The following is a 14,940-nucleotide window of genomic DNA, read 5'->3' on the forward strand; positions in this document are numbered from 1 at the left end:
AGTGTTCTTCAATGACACTGCCGCCAAGTGTCATCTGGCGTTAAGGGACGGGCGTTAAGGGACGGGCGTCAAGGTGCGGGCTCAGACGCCGGCGATGTGCCGGACGGCGTCGAGGTAGGGCATGTTCACGGCAGCGTCCGCCACCGCGCGGACGGCGGGCTTGGCGTTGAACGCGACACCGATGCCCGCGGCGCCAAGCATGTCCAGGTCATTGGCCCCGTCGCCCACCGCAATGGTGTGTTCCATCGGGATGCCCTCCGCGGCCGCCCATTCGCGCAGGTACTTTTCCTTGGCGGCGCGGTCCACCACATCTCCCAGCACCCTGCCGGTCAGCGCGCCGTCGACGATTTCCAGTTCGTTGGCGATCCAGTAGTCCAGTCCCAGGCCCTCGGCAATCGGCCGCAGGATCTGGTTGAAGCCGCCCGAGACGACGGCGACGGCGTGTCCGGCCGCCTTGAAGGCCGCCACCAGCTCTGCCGCGCCGTCGCTCAGAGTCACCTCGGCGCGGACGGAGTCGACGACGTCGGCCGGCAGCCCGGCGAGCACCGCCACCCGGGCGTGCAGGCTCTGCGCGAAGTCCAGTTCGCCGCGCATGGCCGCCTCGGTCACGGCCGTCACTTCCTCCCGCTTGCCCGCATAGGCGGCCAGCAGCTCAATGACTTCCTGCCGGATCAGTGTGGAGTCGACGTCCATGATCAGGAACTTCCGCGCTGCCTGCCGCAGGGCAGCGGGAACGATTGCCGTTTCGACGCCCTCGACGCCGGCCGCGGCGACGCTCCGGCGAAGGTCGGCCAGCCCCGACTCGGTCAGGGCGTCCGGCAGCGTGCAGTCCGCGGAGTAGACCGCAAAGCGGCCGTCGCCGGAGGTGCTTTCGGCGCCGACGGACAGCCCCGCTCCGGACAGCGAACGGCGCAGCTGCTCTACTTCGGGAAGGGACAAATGCACGCCGTAGCTGACCGCGGTCACGTTCGAACTCATGGCCTCAATCCTAGCGAGCGCGCCGCAGCCGCCCAGAATTCGTTTCGCGCTGGTGACGCGCCCGGGGGACACCGCCCTCTGGCCTGCGGCCCGGTTATCAGTAGTCCGCTTTTTTGTCCTAGTGTCTACTCCTATGAGTGATGTTCTTGAAATGGCCGCCGTCAGCGTTGTACGTGGGGCGAAAACGCTCCTGGACAAGGTTGACTGGCAGGTCAAGGAAGGCGAGCGTTGGGTGATCCTCGGTCCCAACGGCGCTGGCAAGACCACTCTGTTGCAGGTGGCCGCAGCACGCCTCCATCCCACCAGCGGCATGGCCGGGATCCTCGAAGAGATCCTCGGCGCCGTGGACGTCTTCGAACTCCGCCCGCGGATCGGCCTGTCCTCCGCCGCCCTCGCCAACCAGATCCCCGAGCACGAAAAGGTCCTCAACGTCGTCGTGACCGCCGCGTACGGCGTCACCGGCCGCTGGCGCGAGGGCTACGAGAAGGACGACGAACGCCGCGCCTTCGCCCTGCTCAATGAGTGGGGGATGGGCCCGCTGCTCAACCGCCCCTTCGCCTCCCTCTCCGAAGGGGAACGCAAGCGCGTGCAGATTGCCCGCGCGCTCATGACGGATCCTGAACTGCTCTTGCTCGACGAGCCCGCCGCCGGCCTGGACCTGGGCGGCCGCGAGGACCTCGTCCACCGGCTCAGCGAGCTGGCCCGCGACGAGGCCGCCCCCGCGATCGTGCTGGTCACCCACCACCTCGAAGAGGTCCCGCCGGGCTTCACCCACGCACTCCTCCTGCGCKACGGCGGCGTTGTTGCCTCCGGCCCGCTGGCCGAGGTGCTGACCGCGGAAAACCTCAGCAAGACGTTCGGCGTCGACCTCGACGTCAACGTTTCCGGCGGCCGGTACACCGCCACCGCCCGCCGCTGAAGAAACCACTGACAGCGCGTGGAGTTCCTCAGTAGCGTCTTCATTTTCTTCGCCGGCCTCTGGGCCGGAACCATCAACAGCGTGGTGGGCTCGGGCACCCTGGTGACTTTTCCGGTGCTGATCGCCCTCGGCTTCGCCCCGGTGACCGCCTCGATCAGCAACGCCATGGGCCTTGTGGCCGGCAGCGCGGCCGGTGCTTGGGGCTACCGCAAGGAGCTGGCAGGGCGGCGGAACCAGCTGCTCCGGCTGCTGCCCGCCTCACTGCTGGGCGGCATCACCGGCGCCTACTTGCTGCTGCACCTGCCGGAAATGGTGTTCCACTACGCCGCGCCCGCGCTGATCGTGGTGGCCTTGCTGATGGTGGTGTTCCAGCCCAGGCTGCAACGCTGGGTGCAGAACCGGGAAGAGAACCCGGAGCACGCCATCCGCGACAAACGGCACGGGATCCTGCTGGTGGTCCTGGTCTACCTCGCCGGTGTCTACGGCGGATACTTCGTGGCGGCGCAGGGCATCCTGCTGGTCGGCATCCTCGGGGTGTTCATGGCCGGAACCATGCAGAACGCCAACGCCATGAAGAACATCCTGGTCCTCGGCGTGAACCTCGTCGCCGCGGCATCCTACCTGCTCTTCGCCTTCGACCGGATCAGCTGGCCCGCCGTCGGGCTGATCGCCGTCAGTTCGCTGATCGGCGGCCTGGTCGGTTCCAAGGTGGGCCGCCGCCTGTCGCCGCCGGTGCTGCGCGGCGTGATCTTCATCCTGGGAACCGTGGCCCTGGGCTTCATGATCGCCAAACTGGTGAATTGACCGGCGCATGAGCTTCCACTACCTCGAATCCGCCGACGACCCCCGGGTCGCCGACTACACCCAGCTCACCGACGTGCACCTGCGTAAGCTCCGCGAACCCGCCGAGGGCATGTACATTGCGGAGTCCTCCCGGGTGCTGCGCCGCGCCCTCGCCGCCGGGCACCGGCCGCGTTCTTTCTTCCTTGCGGAGAAGTGGATCCAGGACCTCGCCGATGTCTTTGAGGAGTATCCGGACGTCCCGGCCTACATCGGCTCGGCCGCGCTCCTGGAGGAGATCACCGGCTTCCACCTGCACCGGGGCGCGATGGCAGCCATGCACCGTCCGGCGCCCGTGCCGCTGCCCCACCTGCTCGCCGGTGCCCGCCGGATCGCGGTCCTCGAGGACATTGTGGACCACACGAATGTCGGCGCGATCTTCCGGTCCGCGGCCGCCCTGGGGCTTGACGCCGTGCTGGTCTCCCCGCGCTGTGGCGACCCCCTCTACCGGCGCAGCGTGCGCGTGAGCATGGGAACCGTTTTCCAAGTCCCGTGGGCCCGGCTCGACACGTGGCCGGGGGAGCTGGAGGTGCTCAAGGAACACGGCTTCCTGGTCGCCGCGATGGAGCTGACCCCGGACGCGGTGGACGTCGATGTCCTTGCGGCCCGGAACCCCGAACGGCTGGCCCTGGTGCTTGGCACCGAGGGCGCCGGGATGAGTGTGGAGACCCTGGCCGCCGTCGATCTGGCCGTGAAGATCCCGATGCGCCCCGGCGTCGATTCGCTCAACGTCGCCGCGGCCTCCGCCGTCGCGTTCTGGGAACTGCGGCCCCGCGACTGACACTCCGCGGCCGCCCGCCGGTCGGTTCGGAGATCCTCCGCGGCCGCCTGCGGGCCGGTTCGTCCAGTCGGGGGATCTGGGCTATTATTGGTAGCTGGCCGTGCTGCGCCTTCCGGCGCCGAGCAGCCATCCCACTCATACCTGGCAGCTGGCAAAATCCAGTTGCGTGAACAAAGGTCCAATTATGCAGTCTGATATCCACCCGAAGTACGAAGCTGTTGTTTTCAACGACCTGGCTTCCGGCGTCAAGTTCCTGACCAAGTCCACCGTGTCTTCCTCGAAGACCATCGAGTGGGAAGACGGAAACACCTACCCGGTCATCGACGTCGAAATCTCCTCCGAGTCCCACCCGTTCTACACGGGCAAGCAGCGCATCATGGACTCTGCAGGCCGCGTCGAGCGCTTCAACGCTCGCTTCAAGGGCTTCGGCGGCAAGAAGTAACTTTCTTCACCCCAAAGTCTTTTGGAAAAGCCCGCACCGGCAACGGTGCGGGCTTTTTGCGTCCCGGCCGCTTTGCGTACCCCGACCCTGGCCGCGTGGCAGGATTAAGGGTATGACTTCCTTCCCTTCGCCCGCAGCGTCCGCCACCGAGGACGAAGGCGGCCGCCGCCACGGCGAGTACAAGGTTCCCGGCGGCAAACTGGTGGTGGCCGACCTCGACGTCGTCGACGGGGTCCTGGCCCACGTCTCGATCAGCGGGGACTTCTTCCTGGAACCCGACGAGGCGCTCTTGCAGATCAACCGCAGCCTCACCGGCCAGGCCGAGGATGCCAGCGCGGCGGACCTTGCCGCGGCGGTCAAGGCCGCGCTGCCCGAGGACGCTGTGCTCTTCGGTTTCTCCGCCGAGGCGATCGCCATTACGGTCCGCCGGGCCCTGGCCAAGGCCACAGGCTGGGCCGACCACCACTGGAACATCATCGGCCCGTCCGTGCTGCCCACCCACGTAAACGTGGCCCTGGACGAGGTCCTCACCGAGGAGGTCGGCGCCGGCCGCCGCAACCCGACGCTGCGGTTCTGGGACTGGGAGGAGCCGTCTGTGGTGATCGGCAGCTTCCAGTCCGTCCGCAACGAAGTCCACCCCGACGGCGTGAGCCGGCACGGCATCAGTGTGGTCCGCCGGATCAGCGGCGGGGGCGCCATGTTCATGGAGGCCGGTAACTGCATCACCTACTCGCTCTACCTGCCGCAGACGCTCGTGGACGGCATCAGCTTCGCCGACTCCTACGGTTTCCTGGACGCGTGGGTCATGGCGGCCCTGGAAAAGGTCGGCATCAGCGCGTTCTACGTGCCGCTGAACGACATCGCCACCGAGCAGGGCAAGATCGGCGGCGCCGCACAGAAGCGCCTCGCCAACGGCGGCATGCTGCACCACGTCACCATGAGCTACGACATCGACGCCGACAAGATGGTCGAGGTGCTCCGGATCGGCAAGGAGAAACTCTCGGACAAGGGCACGACGAGCGCAAAGAAACGCGTCGACCCGCTGCGCCGGCAGACCGGACTGGCCCGCGCCGAGATTGTCGCCGCCATGATGGAGGTTTTCACCGAGCGGTACGGCGCGACGCCGGCGGAACTCACCGAGGCCGAACTCGACGCTGCCCGGCAGCGGGTGGAGACCAAGTTCGGCACCACGGAGTGGCTACACCGGGTCCCGTAGCGTCCCCACTATCGCGCCGGCTGCTCCGCAGCAGTCCTCCGTACACACCCCAGCGGCCGTTTGCATCCGATGGGCGCCCGGGCGGGCGACGTCCTTCGTCGATTCGCCACCAATGGCCGCTATGCCCACGCGTATAGCGGCCATTCGCGTCAGATGGGCGCCCCGGGCGGTTCCTAGCCCGCGGCCTGCGCCGTGAGGGCCCGCAGCAACTGACTGCGCTGTTCGATGATGATCCGTCGCAACGCGCGGGGTGCGTCCGTATGTTCGGCGAGCCACTTGTCCGTCCGGACGATCACCGGGTGCTCCTCCGGAGGCAGGTCCGGGGTCAGGTCCTGGCCGGCCGGGTAGAGGCCGCGAACGATCCGGCTGGCGATCTCGATGCTGCGGTCCGCCCAGACCCGCTCTAGGCACTCGAAGTAGGGTTCGACGTAGCCGGCCAGCAGGCCGGCCGGCGCGGTGTTGAAGCCCGCGATGGTGGCACTGAGCAACTGGTTGGACAGTGCGGTGCCGTGCACGGCGGCGTCCCAGGCGGCATCCTTGACCGAGGGCTCAGGCCGGGCCGCTAGGGCGGTGGCGTGCCCGGACTTGCCCGAGGCGGTGTTGTCGCGGGCCAGTTCGGCGTCCAGCTGCGCCGGGTCCGCCTGGCCGTTGGCCGCGAGGGCGTGCCAGAGGTTCCAGCGGAGCTCCGCATCGACGGAGAGGCCCTCGATGACAGTGCTGCCGTCCAGCAAGCCCTTCGCCAGGTCCAGCCGTCCGGCGTCGAAGCGGCTCGTGGCGGCGAGCGTGCGTGCCCAGGCCAGCTGGTGGTCGGAGCCGGGTGCTGCCTTCTCCAGTTCGGCGGCGGCGACGTCCAGGAAGGCGCTGCGGACGGCGTTCCGCCCGGCCGCGGGAACGTAGCGTTCGATCGCCGTTCCGGCGTTGCCGAGGACATTCAGGAGCACGCCGATGCCGGTCTCGAAGGCGCCGAAGCGCTGCACTGCCTCCACGTAGCGGGCCGCGGGCGTGACGGCGTCCCGGGCGGAATCCCACAACGCGGTCCAGCACAGTGCCCGTGCCATCGGATCGCTGATCGTCCCCAGGGAACTGCGCACGGTGGCCTCGGAGTGCGGGTCCAGCCGGACCTTGGCGTAGCTGAGGTCCTCATCGTTGACCAGCAGCAGCGCCGGTCGCGCCTTGCCGGCGAGCTGGCTTACCAGGGTGAGTTCGCCGTCGACGTCGGTCTCCACGCTGTCGGTGCGCACCAGGGCGCCGGCGGCATCGGGGTTGTAGAGGCCGATCCGCAGCCGGTGCGGCCGCGGCTCCTGCCGGCCGGTGATCGGGTCCTCTGCGTGCTGGTGCAGGGACACGGTGGCCAGGACGCCATCGTGCTCCTGGATCTCGGAGGTGAGGGTCGAGATGCCGGAGGTCTGCAGCCACTGCCGGGCCCAGGTGGCGAGGTCGCGGCCGGACGCGGCGCTGAGCGCGGCCAGCAGGTCCTCCAGCGTGGTGTTGCCGTAGGCGTGGTCGCGGAAGTACTGGCGCGATCCTGCGATGAACGCCTCGAAGCCCACGTAGGCGACCAATTGCTTGAGCACCGAGGCGCCCTTGGCATAGGTGATGCCGTCGAAGTTCTGCTTGGCGGCCTCAAGGTCCGGGATGTCCGCGACGATCGGGTGCGTGGTGGGCAGCTGGTCCTGGACGTAGGCCCAGGCCTTGCGGTTGTTGGCGAAGTTCACCCAGGCGGTTCCCCAGTCCGTGGTGCGGTCCACGCCGAGGGTCCCCATGTAGTCCGCGAAGGATTCCTTGAGCCACAGATCGTCCCACCACTGCATCGTGACCAGGTCGCCGAACCACATGTGCGCCATTTCGTGCAGCAGGGTGTTGGCCCGGCCCTGGTACTGCGAGTCGGCCGCCCGGGAGGTGAACACATAGCTTTCCGTGAACGTCACCAGGCCGGGGTTCTCCATGGCGCCCAGGTTGTACTCGGGCACGAAGGCCTGCTCGTACTTACCCCAGGGGTACGGGTAGTCGAAGAGTTCGTTGAAGAAGTCCAGGCCGTTCCTGGTCAGCCGGAACAGTTCCGCCGCGTCGAAAGACTGCGCCATGGAGGCCCGGCAGTAGAGGGCCAGCGGCACGTCCAGCACGGTGCCGTCCGAGAGGGTCCCGTGCCAGGTGTCCTCGGCCTTGAAGTAGGGGCCAGCGAGCACCGTGGTGATGTAGGTGGACATCGGCTTGGTGGGGGCGAAGTCCCAGCGGCTTGTCGCCGGATCACTGGTCAGCTGGGTGCGTAGGGCTTCGACGCCGTTCGAGGACACCTGCCATTCGGACGGGGCCATCACGTGGAAGGTGAACTCGGCCTTGAGGTCGGGCTGTTCGAAGTTCGCGAACACGCGCCGCGCGTCCGCGGGCTCGTACTGGGTGTAGAGGTAGCACTGGCCGTCGGCGGGATCGAAGAAACGGTGCATACCCTCACCCGAGGTGCTGAACAGGGCGGTGCCGGTGACAGTGACCTGGTTTTCGGCCTGCAGATTGTCCAGCCGGATCCTCGAGCCGTCCACCACGTCCGCCACCGGCAGGCCCTTGCCGTTGAGGAAGACGCTGTGCACCTTGCTGCTGATGAAGTCCAGGAAGGTGGAGGTGCCGGGCTCGCTGGCGGAGAAGTTGATGACGCTGCGGCTGGTATAGCCCGCGACCATGGGGTCCGCCGCCTGCCGGACGTCAAGGGACACGTCGTAGCTGTGGGTGGTGATCAGGGCTGAGCGGGCGGCCGCTTCGTCACGGCGCAGGTTCTGGTTCGACACTCCGCTATCTAATCACGAGCGGTGCCGCTGCACAGCCGGGGTCAGCGCCCGGTAACAGCGCCCGGTATCAGTGCCCGGGGATGAGGACGACGGCGGCGCCCAGGCCCAGCGCGGCGATCAGCAGCCACGAGGCCAGGGCGGCCAGCAGGGCACGGGTCCCGGTGCGCAGCAGGTGCCGCACCCGCACGGCCGAACCAAGTCCGAACAGCGCCATGCCCAGCAGCAGGTCCTGCAGCACGGCGGCCGCCCCGAGCGCCGCGGGGGAGAGCCAGCCGGCGGACCGCAGGGCCGCCATGGCGATGAACCCCACCACGAACAGCGGGACGACCGGCGGGAGCTTCCCGCCGTCGTCGGATCCAATCCGGTGGTGGATGCCCGCCGCGGCGACCATGGGCGCGAGCAGCAGTACCCGGGTGAGTTTGACGATCACGGCGACGGCGAGAGCCGAAGCCCCGGCGGTCTGCGCGGTGGCGACCACCTGCCCGACGTCGTGCACCGAAGCGCCGGCCCATGCCCCGAAAGCTTCCGGGCCCAGTCCCAACGGGCCGATCAGGAGCGGCAGGACGCCGATCGCTAGCGTGCCGCAAAGCGTGACCAGCGCGATTGGGAGCACGGTGTCAGCCTGCCGGATGCGGCGCACCGCGGCCATCGCACCGATCGCGGAGGCGCCGCAGATGGCGAACCCTGTCGCGATCAGCAGCGACACCGGCGGCGGCAGCCGGAAGAGCCGGCCGATGCCGTAGGTGCCGGCGAAGGCCGCCAGCACCACCCCGGTGATCAGCAGCAGCGCGGGCCAGCCCAGGCCCAGGACATCCACCACGCTGACCTTGAGCCCCAGCACCACGATGCCGCTGCGCATCAGGTGCTTCCCGGCGAAGTCCAGCCCGGGCCGGCCGGAGCCGGCGCTCCAGCCGGACACACCGGGCAGGTTCGCGGCCAGCAGTCCCAGCACCACCGCCACCGTCATGGCCGGCAGTGCGGGCAGCGCCAGGTGGACGGCGAGGGCTGTGACGACGGCGGCGGCGCAGGCGAGCAGGCCCGGCAGCAACGGCTGCAGCCGGCCCGGGCGCCGCTGCAGGAAGGCGGGTCGGATAAGTGGCACGCACCCAACCTTGCCGTAATTTGCGGACAAACATCGAAGCGCGACACGGAACCGCTCCAAAGCCGGACGCCGGTGTGAGCCGCAACACGCCCCACCGGATGCGCCGAAATGATTTCGTAACGAAAAGGTGGTTGGCTAGTGGGCATGTCTGACCTTTTCCAGGATTACTCCGAGGCCGCCGGCCGCAGCGGCGCCTACGACGAGATGTTTACCCCGGACCAGCAGGCCCGGCGCTCCTACGGGCAGGTGGCCGGGGCGCTGCAGGAGCTCTCGCTGGCCGACGTCACCGCCCGCGCCGACTCGATGGCACGGACCTTCCTGGACCGCGGCGTCACCTTCGACTTCGCGGGGGAGGAGCGGCCGTTCCCGCTGGACATCGTGCCCCGGGTAATCCCGGCCGACGAGTGGTCTGTCCTGGAACGCGGGGTGGCCCAGCGCGTCCGGGCCCTCGAAGCCTTCCTCAACGACGTCTACGACAAGATGACGGTCGTCGCCGACGGCGTCATCCCGCGGCAGCTCGTCACCACCAGCGCCCACTTCCACCGCCAGGTCCACGGTTTCGAACCGGCAGGCGGCGTGCGCGTGCACATTTCCGGCATCGACGTCGTCCGCGACGCGGCCGGAACGTTCCGCGTCCTGGAAGACAACGTGCGCGTCCCGTCCGGAGTCAGCTACGTCCTGGAGAACCGCCGCGCCATGGCCAAGGGCCTGCCGGAAGCGTTCGGCCAGCAGCTCATCCGCCCGGTGGAGGAATACCCGCGCCGGCTGCTCTCCGCGCTGCGCAAGACCGCGCCGTCCGGCGTCGACGATCCCACCGTCGTGGTCCTGACCCCCGGCGTGTTCAACAGCGCCTACTTCGAGCACACCCTGCTGGCCGGCCTGATGGGCGTCGAGCTCGTCGAGGGCCGGGACCTGATCTGCCGCGGCAACCGGGTCTACATGCGCACCACCGCCGGCGAACAGCGGGTGGACGTGATCTACAAGCGGATCGACGACGAGTTCCTGGACCCGCTGCAGTTCCGCTCCGACTCGATGCTTGGCTGCCCCGGGCTGGTCAATGCCGCCCGCGCCGGCGGCGTCACGATCGCCAACGCGGTGGGCAACGGCGTCGCGGACGACAAGCTGGTCTACAGCTACGTGCCTGACCTGATCCGGTATTACCTCAGCGAAGAACCCGTGATCGCCAACGTGGACACCTTCCGGCTTGAGGAGAAGGAAGCCCGCGAGCACGTGCTGGACCGGCTCGACGAGCTGGTGGTCAAGCCGGTCGACGGATCGGGCGGCAAGGGCCTGGTMATCGGCCCCGACGCGTCCAAGGACGAGCTCGAGGCCCTGCGCAAGCGCATCATCGCCGACCCGCGCGGCTGGATCGCGCAGCCGGTGCTGCAGCTCTCCACCGTGCCCACGCTCAGCGGCGACAAGTTCGGCCCGCGGCACGTGGACCTGCGCCCCTTCGCGGTCAACGACGGCGACGACGTCTGGGTCCTGCCCGGCGGCCTCACCCGGGTGGCGCTCAAGGAGGGGTCCCTGATCGTGAACTCCAGCCAGGGCGGCGGCTCCAAGGACACCTGGGTGCTGGCGGACTCCCCGCAGGTCCCGGTCGAGGTCATCCCGCGGCCTGCCATTGCGGTCCGCGAGCGGGTCTCGGTCTGGCCGGTGGAGAGCAACTGGCGTGACAGCCAGAAGGAACAACAACAGCAGCAGATGTCCGACGCGCGGGAGGTAGCCGAGAATGCTTAGCCGTATTGCCGAGTCACTGTTTTGGATCGGCCGCTATGTGGAACGCGCGGACGGCACCGCACGGATCCTGGACGTCCACCTCGAACGGCTGAACCACCTGCCGATGGAGGAACAGCGCAGCGTCGCGCAGGAACTCCTCGCCGTCATGGGCGCCCGGCCGCAGTCCGAGGACTTCGGCCTGGACGAGCTGCTGCATGCTTTGGCCTACGACAAGCACAGCGCCACCTCGATCGCCGGTTCCCTGGGGGCCGCGCGTGAGAACGCCCGGCGCGCCCGGGAAACCGTGTCCTCCGGTCTGTGGGAGAGCCTGAACACCACCTACTACGGGCTGAACCAGCACCGCAAGGACGTGGTGGGCACCTACCGCTTCTGCAACTGGGTGTTGGAACGCACCGCGATGGTCAGCGGCCTTGCGGACACCACGGTCAGCCACGACGAAAGCTGGCTTTTCCTGGTCCTGGGACGCTCGCTGGAGCGGGCCGACATGACCGCGCGGATGCTCTCGACCCGGGATGTGCTCTCGGCCGGGATGTCCTGGGTCAACATGCTCCGCTGCGCCGGCGCGTACGAATCCTTTTTGCGGACCCGCCGGGCCGCCTTCGGCGATCAGCACGCGGCCGAGTTCCTGCTGCTGGACCGGCTGTTCCCGCGGTCCATCGTTTACGCCCTGCGCGACGCCGACGATTGCCTCGCCAAGCTGGACCCCTCGGCGCAGCGCGTCGGCTTCATCAATGACGCCCGACGGATCGTGGGCCAGGCCCGGACCTTCCTTGAGTTCCACCGCACCGACGACCTGATGTCAGAGCTGCCGGAGCACATGGAGCGCGTGCAGAAGGCCGTCTCGCAGGCCTCGGACGCCATTTCCCGTAAGTACTTCAATCAGGCAGACGAACTGGCCTGGGTGGGAGAAGTTTCATGACCCGGCTCAGCATCACGCACAAGACCGCGTACAAGTACAACAAGCGGGTCACGCTCTCCTACAACGAGGCCCGGATGACGCCGCTGACGGACCCGCAGCAGGTGGTGCTGGAGTCCTCCATGAAGGTCTCTCCGTCGCAGGCGGCGCTCAGCAGCTACCGCGACTACTGGGGCACCCGCGTGACGGCCTTCGACATGCAGATGCCGCACGACCACCTCGAGGTCCTCTCCACCACCACGGTGGAGGTCCACCGCGTCGAGCGGATCCCGGCCGAGGCGGACATCGTCGGCTGGGACGTGCTCTCTTCGCCCGAAACGCTCAACCAGTTCAGCGACTGGATCCCGCAGTCGCAGCTGACCGGCCCCGGCGCCGAGGTGCTCGCGATCGTCCCCGGCGTCGTCGAGGGGCGCAACCCGCATGAGGCCGCCATGGCCGTGTTCGAATGGATGCGCGGCGAGATGAGCTACATGAAGGGCTCCACCGGCGTCACCACGAACGCCGAGGAGGCCTGGACCCAGCGCCAGGGCGTCTGCCAGGACCTCGCCCACCTGGCGATCGGGGCGTTGCGCAGCTGCGGAATCCCGGCCCGGTACGTCTCCGGTTACCTGCACCCGCGTTCGACGGCGGATCTCGGCGAGACGGTCGCCGGGCAGTCGCATGCCTGGCTGGAATGGTGGGACGGGGAATGGCGCAGCTGGGACCCGACAAACCACAAACCTGCCGGGGACTTCCATGTCACGGTGGCGCGCGGCCGCGACTACCGCGACGTACCGCCGCTCAAGGGCATCCTGTCCGGCGGCGGAGGGTCCGCCCTGTCGGTGACGGTGGAAATCACCCGGCTGGCCTAAGCCGCTTTCCAGCCGTCCGCGGTTGTGGGGTTATTCGAAGCCCGAGCGGGTGGCGTCGTCCAGCGGCGTCCACCACGTCAGCGGCGGCACAATCTTGAAACGCCTGCCGGTGATCGAGTCCGGAGTGATGCGGACGAAGTGGTCCTTCTTGCCGGCCTGCCACGGGAAGAGCAGCAGGCCCACCGTATCCAGGATCTCCTCCGTGTTCTTCACCGCGGCGGCCTGGCCCTTGATGACCACGCTCCAGGCGATGCCCCTGTCCGCATCGACGCCGTCGGCCTCCACTGCTACCGGAGTGTCGCCGGTCGCGGCCTGCAGCTTCGTGCCCTCCGCGGTGCGGAAAACGAGGGTTCCGTGGTCCACCTTGTAGTTGATCGGGAAGATGTCCGGATGGTCGTCCACCCACACGGCCATCCGGCCCACGGTCACGCTGCGCAGCAGCCGCCAGCACTCGTGGTTGTCCAGGTTTTCGACGTCATGGGGCTGGCCTGCGGCCGGTTTCGGATCGGTGCTCATGGCGCCGAGCCTACGTCAGCCGGCGACAATCGGGCTAGGGCATAACGGCCCGGCGGCGTAATAATCCCCGAGCTTTTAGGGTCCGATCGGAAGGTATCAGGGTATTCTGGCAACACGTCATCGGCGCGGATGTACGTCGTGAGGATTGGGGCCAATGTAGATGCATTCACCTAATAACAGCCCGGAGATTGTGAATTCCGGCAACCCCCGGATCGAGGACCTGCTCAAGGACTTCGTGTCCCGCGCCGGAGAGCTGCTCCAGTCCCAGGAGCGCATGGCGGGCCTGCTCGAAGCCGTCGTCGCCGTGGCCGAGGATCTCAGCCTGGACGCCGTCCTGGAACGCGTGGTGCAGTCCTCCTGCCGCCTCCTGCACGCCCGCTACGGCGCCCTGGGCGTGATCGGCGATGACCACGCCCTGAGCCACTTCATCACCGTTGGAATCGACGGCGAGCTCGCCCAGCAGATCGGACCTTTGCCGACCGGGCACGGGGTGCTGGGCCTACTGATAAGCGATCCCCGGCCGTTACGGCTGCAGGACCTGCGCAAACATCCGGAGGCTTACGGATTCCCGAAGCACCACCCGCCCATGCAGTCCTTCCTCGGCGTGCCGGTCCGGGTCCGGGACACCGTGTTCGGCAATCTCTACCTGACGGAGAAGGAAGGCGGCGGGGACTTCACCGCGGAGGATGAGGCGCTTGCGGTGGCGCTGGCCGCCGCAGCGGGCGTCGCGATCGAGAACGCCAAACTCTACGACGACTCCCGGCGACGTGCCCGCTGGCTGGAAGCGTGCATGGATGTGTCCGGGCTGATGCTCGCCAGCGACCGGGACTACTCCGCGGGCGGCCTCGACCCGATCGCGGCGCGGGCGCTGCAGGAGTCGGATTCGGCGCTGGCGCTGATTGTGGCTCCCGCCGTGTCCGGGCCCGGGTTCATCGTGGCGGGCGCCGCGGGGGAGCGGGCCAAGGACTTCTCCGGCACGTCGCTCTGCCTCGACTCGCCCGAGCTGCAGGACGTGCTCTCCGGCGGCGAGCCGGTCATGCTTGACCACGCCGGCGGGGTTTTTAACGGGGTCGACGGCGGCGGCCTGGGTCCGCTGCTCGCGGTGGCCCTCAGCACGCAGGGCGCCCACCACGGCCTCCTGCTGCTGGCCCGCAACCCGGAGTCGCTGCGCTACGCCCGTACCGACGTCGAGATGGGCGCTGTTTTCGGCTCGCACGTGGCACTCGCCCTCGAACTCGCCCGCGTGCACCGGCTCCGCGAGGAACTGCTGGTGTTTACGGACCGGGACCGGATCGCCCGGGACCTGCACGATCTCGTGATCCAGCGGCTCTTCGCGGCCGGCCTGAGCGTGCAGAGCCTGACGCGGTTCACCAAGGACGAACTCGCAACCGAGCGGATCCGCAATATCACCGGCGAACTGGACGAAGCGATCCGCAGCCTGCGCGACACGATTTACTCGCTCAAGAGCAGCAGCGGCGAAACGGAACTGCTCAGCGGAAGGATCCGTCGGGTGACCCGAAGCTCCGCCAAGTCCATGCCCTTCACGCCCCGGCTGACGCTGACCGGCCCGGTGGACGCCGTCACGCCGGACAAGGCGGACAACGTCGTGGCTGTGGTCTCCGAAGGGCTGAGCAACGCCATCCGGCATTCCGGTGCGGACGCTATCTCGGTGTCGGTAGCCGTCATCAAGGGCCAGGTCACGGTGGTCATCACGGACAACGGTTCCGGCTTCAATGACAGCCAGGAGCGCAACGGCCTGGCCAATCTGGAAGATCGGGCGCGGATGCTGGACGGCCAGTGCACCATCACGACGGCGCCGGACGCCGGAACCAGCGTCGAATGGTCCGTCCCGCTCTAGC

13 protein-coding genes are annotated in these 14,940 nt (G+C 68.3%); 9 read left to right on the forward strand and 4 right to left on the reverse strand.

Annotated features, from left to right (window positions below; genetic code table 11):
* Positions 1–81: 81 nt before the first annotated feature.
* Positions 82–978, reverse strand: a complete 897-nt coding sequence (serB, locus tag AC1DBD_RS13115; protein ID WP_476982278.1) for a phosphoserine phosphatase SerB — start codon at positions 976–978, stop codon at positions 82–84.
* Between the two features lie 133 nt (positions 979–1,111).
* Here serB and AC1DBD_RS13120 point away from each other — a divergent pair, with 133 nt between their 5' ends.
* The 5 genes from AC1DBD_RS13120 to AC1DBD_RS13140 all read left to right on the forward strand — a co-directional run bounded on the left by AC1DBD_RS13120 (position 1,112) and on the right by AC1DBD_RS13140 (position 5,176).
* On the forward strand, positions 1,112–1,897 hold the full coding sequence (locus AC1DBD_RS13120; RefSeq protein ID WP_476982279.1) for an ABC transporter ATP-binding protein: 786 nt from the start codon (positions 1,112–1,114) through the stop codon (positions 1,895–1,897).
* An 18-nt stretch (positions 1,898–1,915) separates the two neighbouring features.
* On the forward strand, positions 1,916–2,701 hold the full coding sequence (locus AC1DBD_RS13125) for a sulfite exporter TauE/SafE family protein (protein WP_441418716.1): 786 nt from the start codon (positions 1,916–1,918) through the stop codon (positions 2,699–2,701).
* Between the two features lie 7 nt (positions 2,702–2,708).
* Complete coding sequence (locus AC1DBD_RS13130; RefSeq protein WP_476926204.1) at positions 2,709–3,518, forward strand: TrmH family RNA methyltransferase; 810 nt, start codon at positions 2,709–2,711, stop codon at positions 3,516–3,518.
* A 184-nt stretch (positions 3,519–3,702) separates the two neighbouring features.
* Positions 3,703–3,960 carry a type B 50S ribosomal protein L31 gene (locus AC1DBD_RS13135; protein WP_056739465.1) on the forward strand — a complete coding sequence of 86 codons (258 nt, stop codon included), beginning with the start codon at positions 3,703–3,705 and terminating at the stop codon, positions 3,958–3,960.
* Between the two features lie 112 nt (positions 3,961–4,072).
* Positions 4,073–5,176 (forward strand): lipoate--protein ligase family protein, encoded by a 1,104-nt coding sequence (locus AC1DBD_RS13140; RefSeq protein WP_476982280.1) that lies wholly within the window; start codon positions 4,073–4,075, stop codon positions 5,174–5,176.
* Between the two features lie 173 nt (positions 5,177–5,349).
* Here AC1DBD_RS13140 and pepN read toward each other — a convergent pair whose 3' ends face one another.
* Entirely contained in the window at positions 5,350–7,956 is a 2,607-nt protein-coding gene (gene pepN, locus AC1DBD_RS13145; protein ID WP_476982281.1) for an aminopeptidase N, read from the reverse strand.
* A gap of 67 nt (positions 7,957–8,023) precedes the next feature.
* Entirely contained in the window at positions 8,024–9,049 is a 1,026-nt protein-coding gene (locus AC1DBD_RS13150; RefSeq protein ID WP_476909469.1) for a YeiH family protein, read from the reverse strand.
* 153 nt (positions 9,050–9,202) lie between these two features.
* Between AC1DBD_RS13150 and AC1DBD_RS13155 the strand changes: the two genes are divergently transcribed.
* Genes AC1DBD_RS13155 through AC1DBD_RS13165 form a run of 3 tightly spaced genes read left to right on the forward strand, consistent with a single transcriptional unit; the run spans position 9,203 to position 12,565 of the window.
* Positions 9,203–10,798: a circularly permuted type 2 ATP-grasp protein gene (locus AC1DBD_RS13155; protein WP_441418720.1), complete on the forward strand. Its 1,596-nt coding sequence runs from the start codon at positions 9,203–9,205 to the stop codon at positions 10,796–10,798.
* A complete protein-coding gene (locus AC1DBD_RS13160; protein ID WP_175323354.1) occupies positions 10,791–11,717 on the forward strand; it encodes an alpha-E domain-containing protein in 927 nt (308 codons plus the stop codon). The genes AC1DBD_RS13155 and AC1DBD_RS13160 overlap by 8 nt, the downstream gene beginning before the upstream one ends.
* On the forward strand, positions 11,714–12,565 hold the full coding sequence (locus AC1DBD_RS13165; protein ID WP_441418721.1) for a transglutaminase family protein: 852 nt from the start codon (positions 11,714–11,716) through the stop codon (positions 12,563–12,565). Before AC1DBD_RS13160 ends, AC1DBD_RS13165 begins: the two co-directional genes overlap by 4 nt.
* Before the next feature lie 30 nt (positions 12,566–12,595).
* On the opposite strand, the gene AC1DBD_RS13170 is transcribed toward AC1DBD_RS13165, so the two are convergent.
* The gene (locus AC1DBD_RS13170) at positions 12,596–13,081 is read right to left on the reverse strand and encodes a pyridoxamine 5'-phosphate oxidase family protein (RefSeq protein ID WP_476982282.1); all 486 of its coding nucleotides are present in this window, start codon (positions 13,079–13,081) and stop codon (positions 12,596–12,598) included.
* A 160-nt stretch (positions 13,082–13,241) separates the two neighbouring features.
* On the opposite strand from AC1DBD_RS13170, the gene AC1DBD_RS13175 reads away from it, so the two are divergent.
* Positions 13,242–14,939: a GAF domain-containing sensor histidine kinase gene (locus AC1DBD_RS13175; RefSeq protein WP_441418723.1), complete on the forward strand. Its 1,698-nt coding sequence runs from the start codon at positions 13,242–13,244 to the stop codon at positions 14,937–14,939.
* The last annotated feature ends 1 nt before the right edge of the window (position 14,940 follow it).

The organism is Arthrobacter sp. 10T419, from assembly GCF_056394105.1.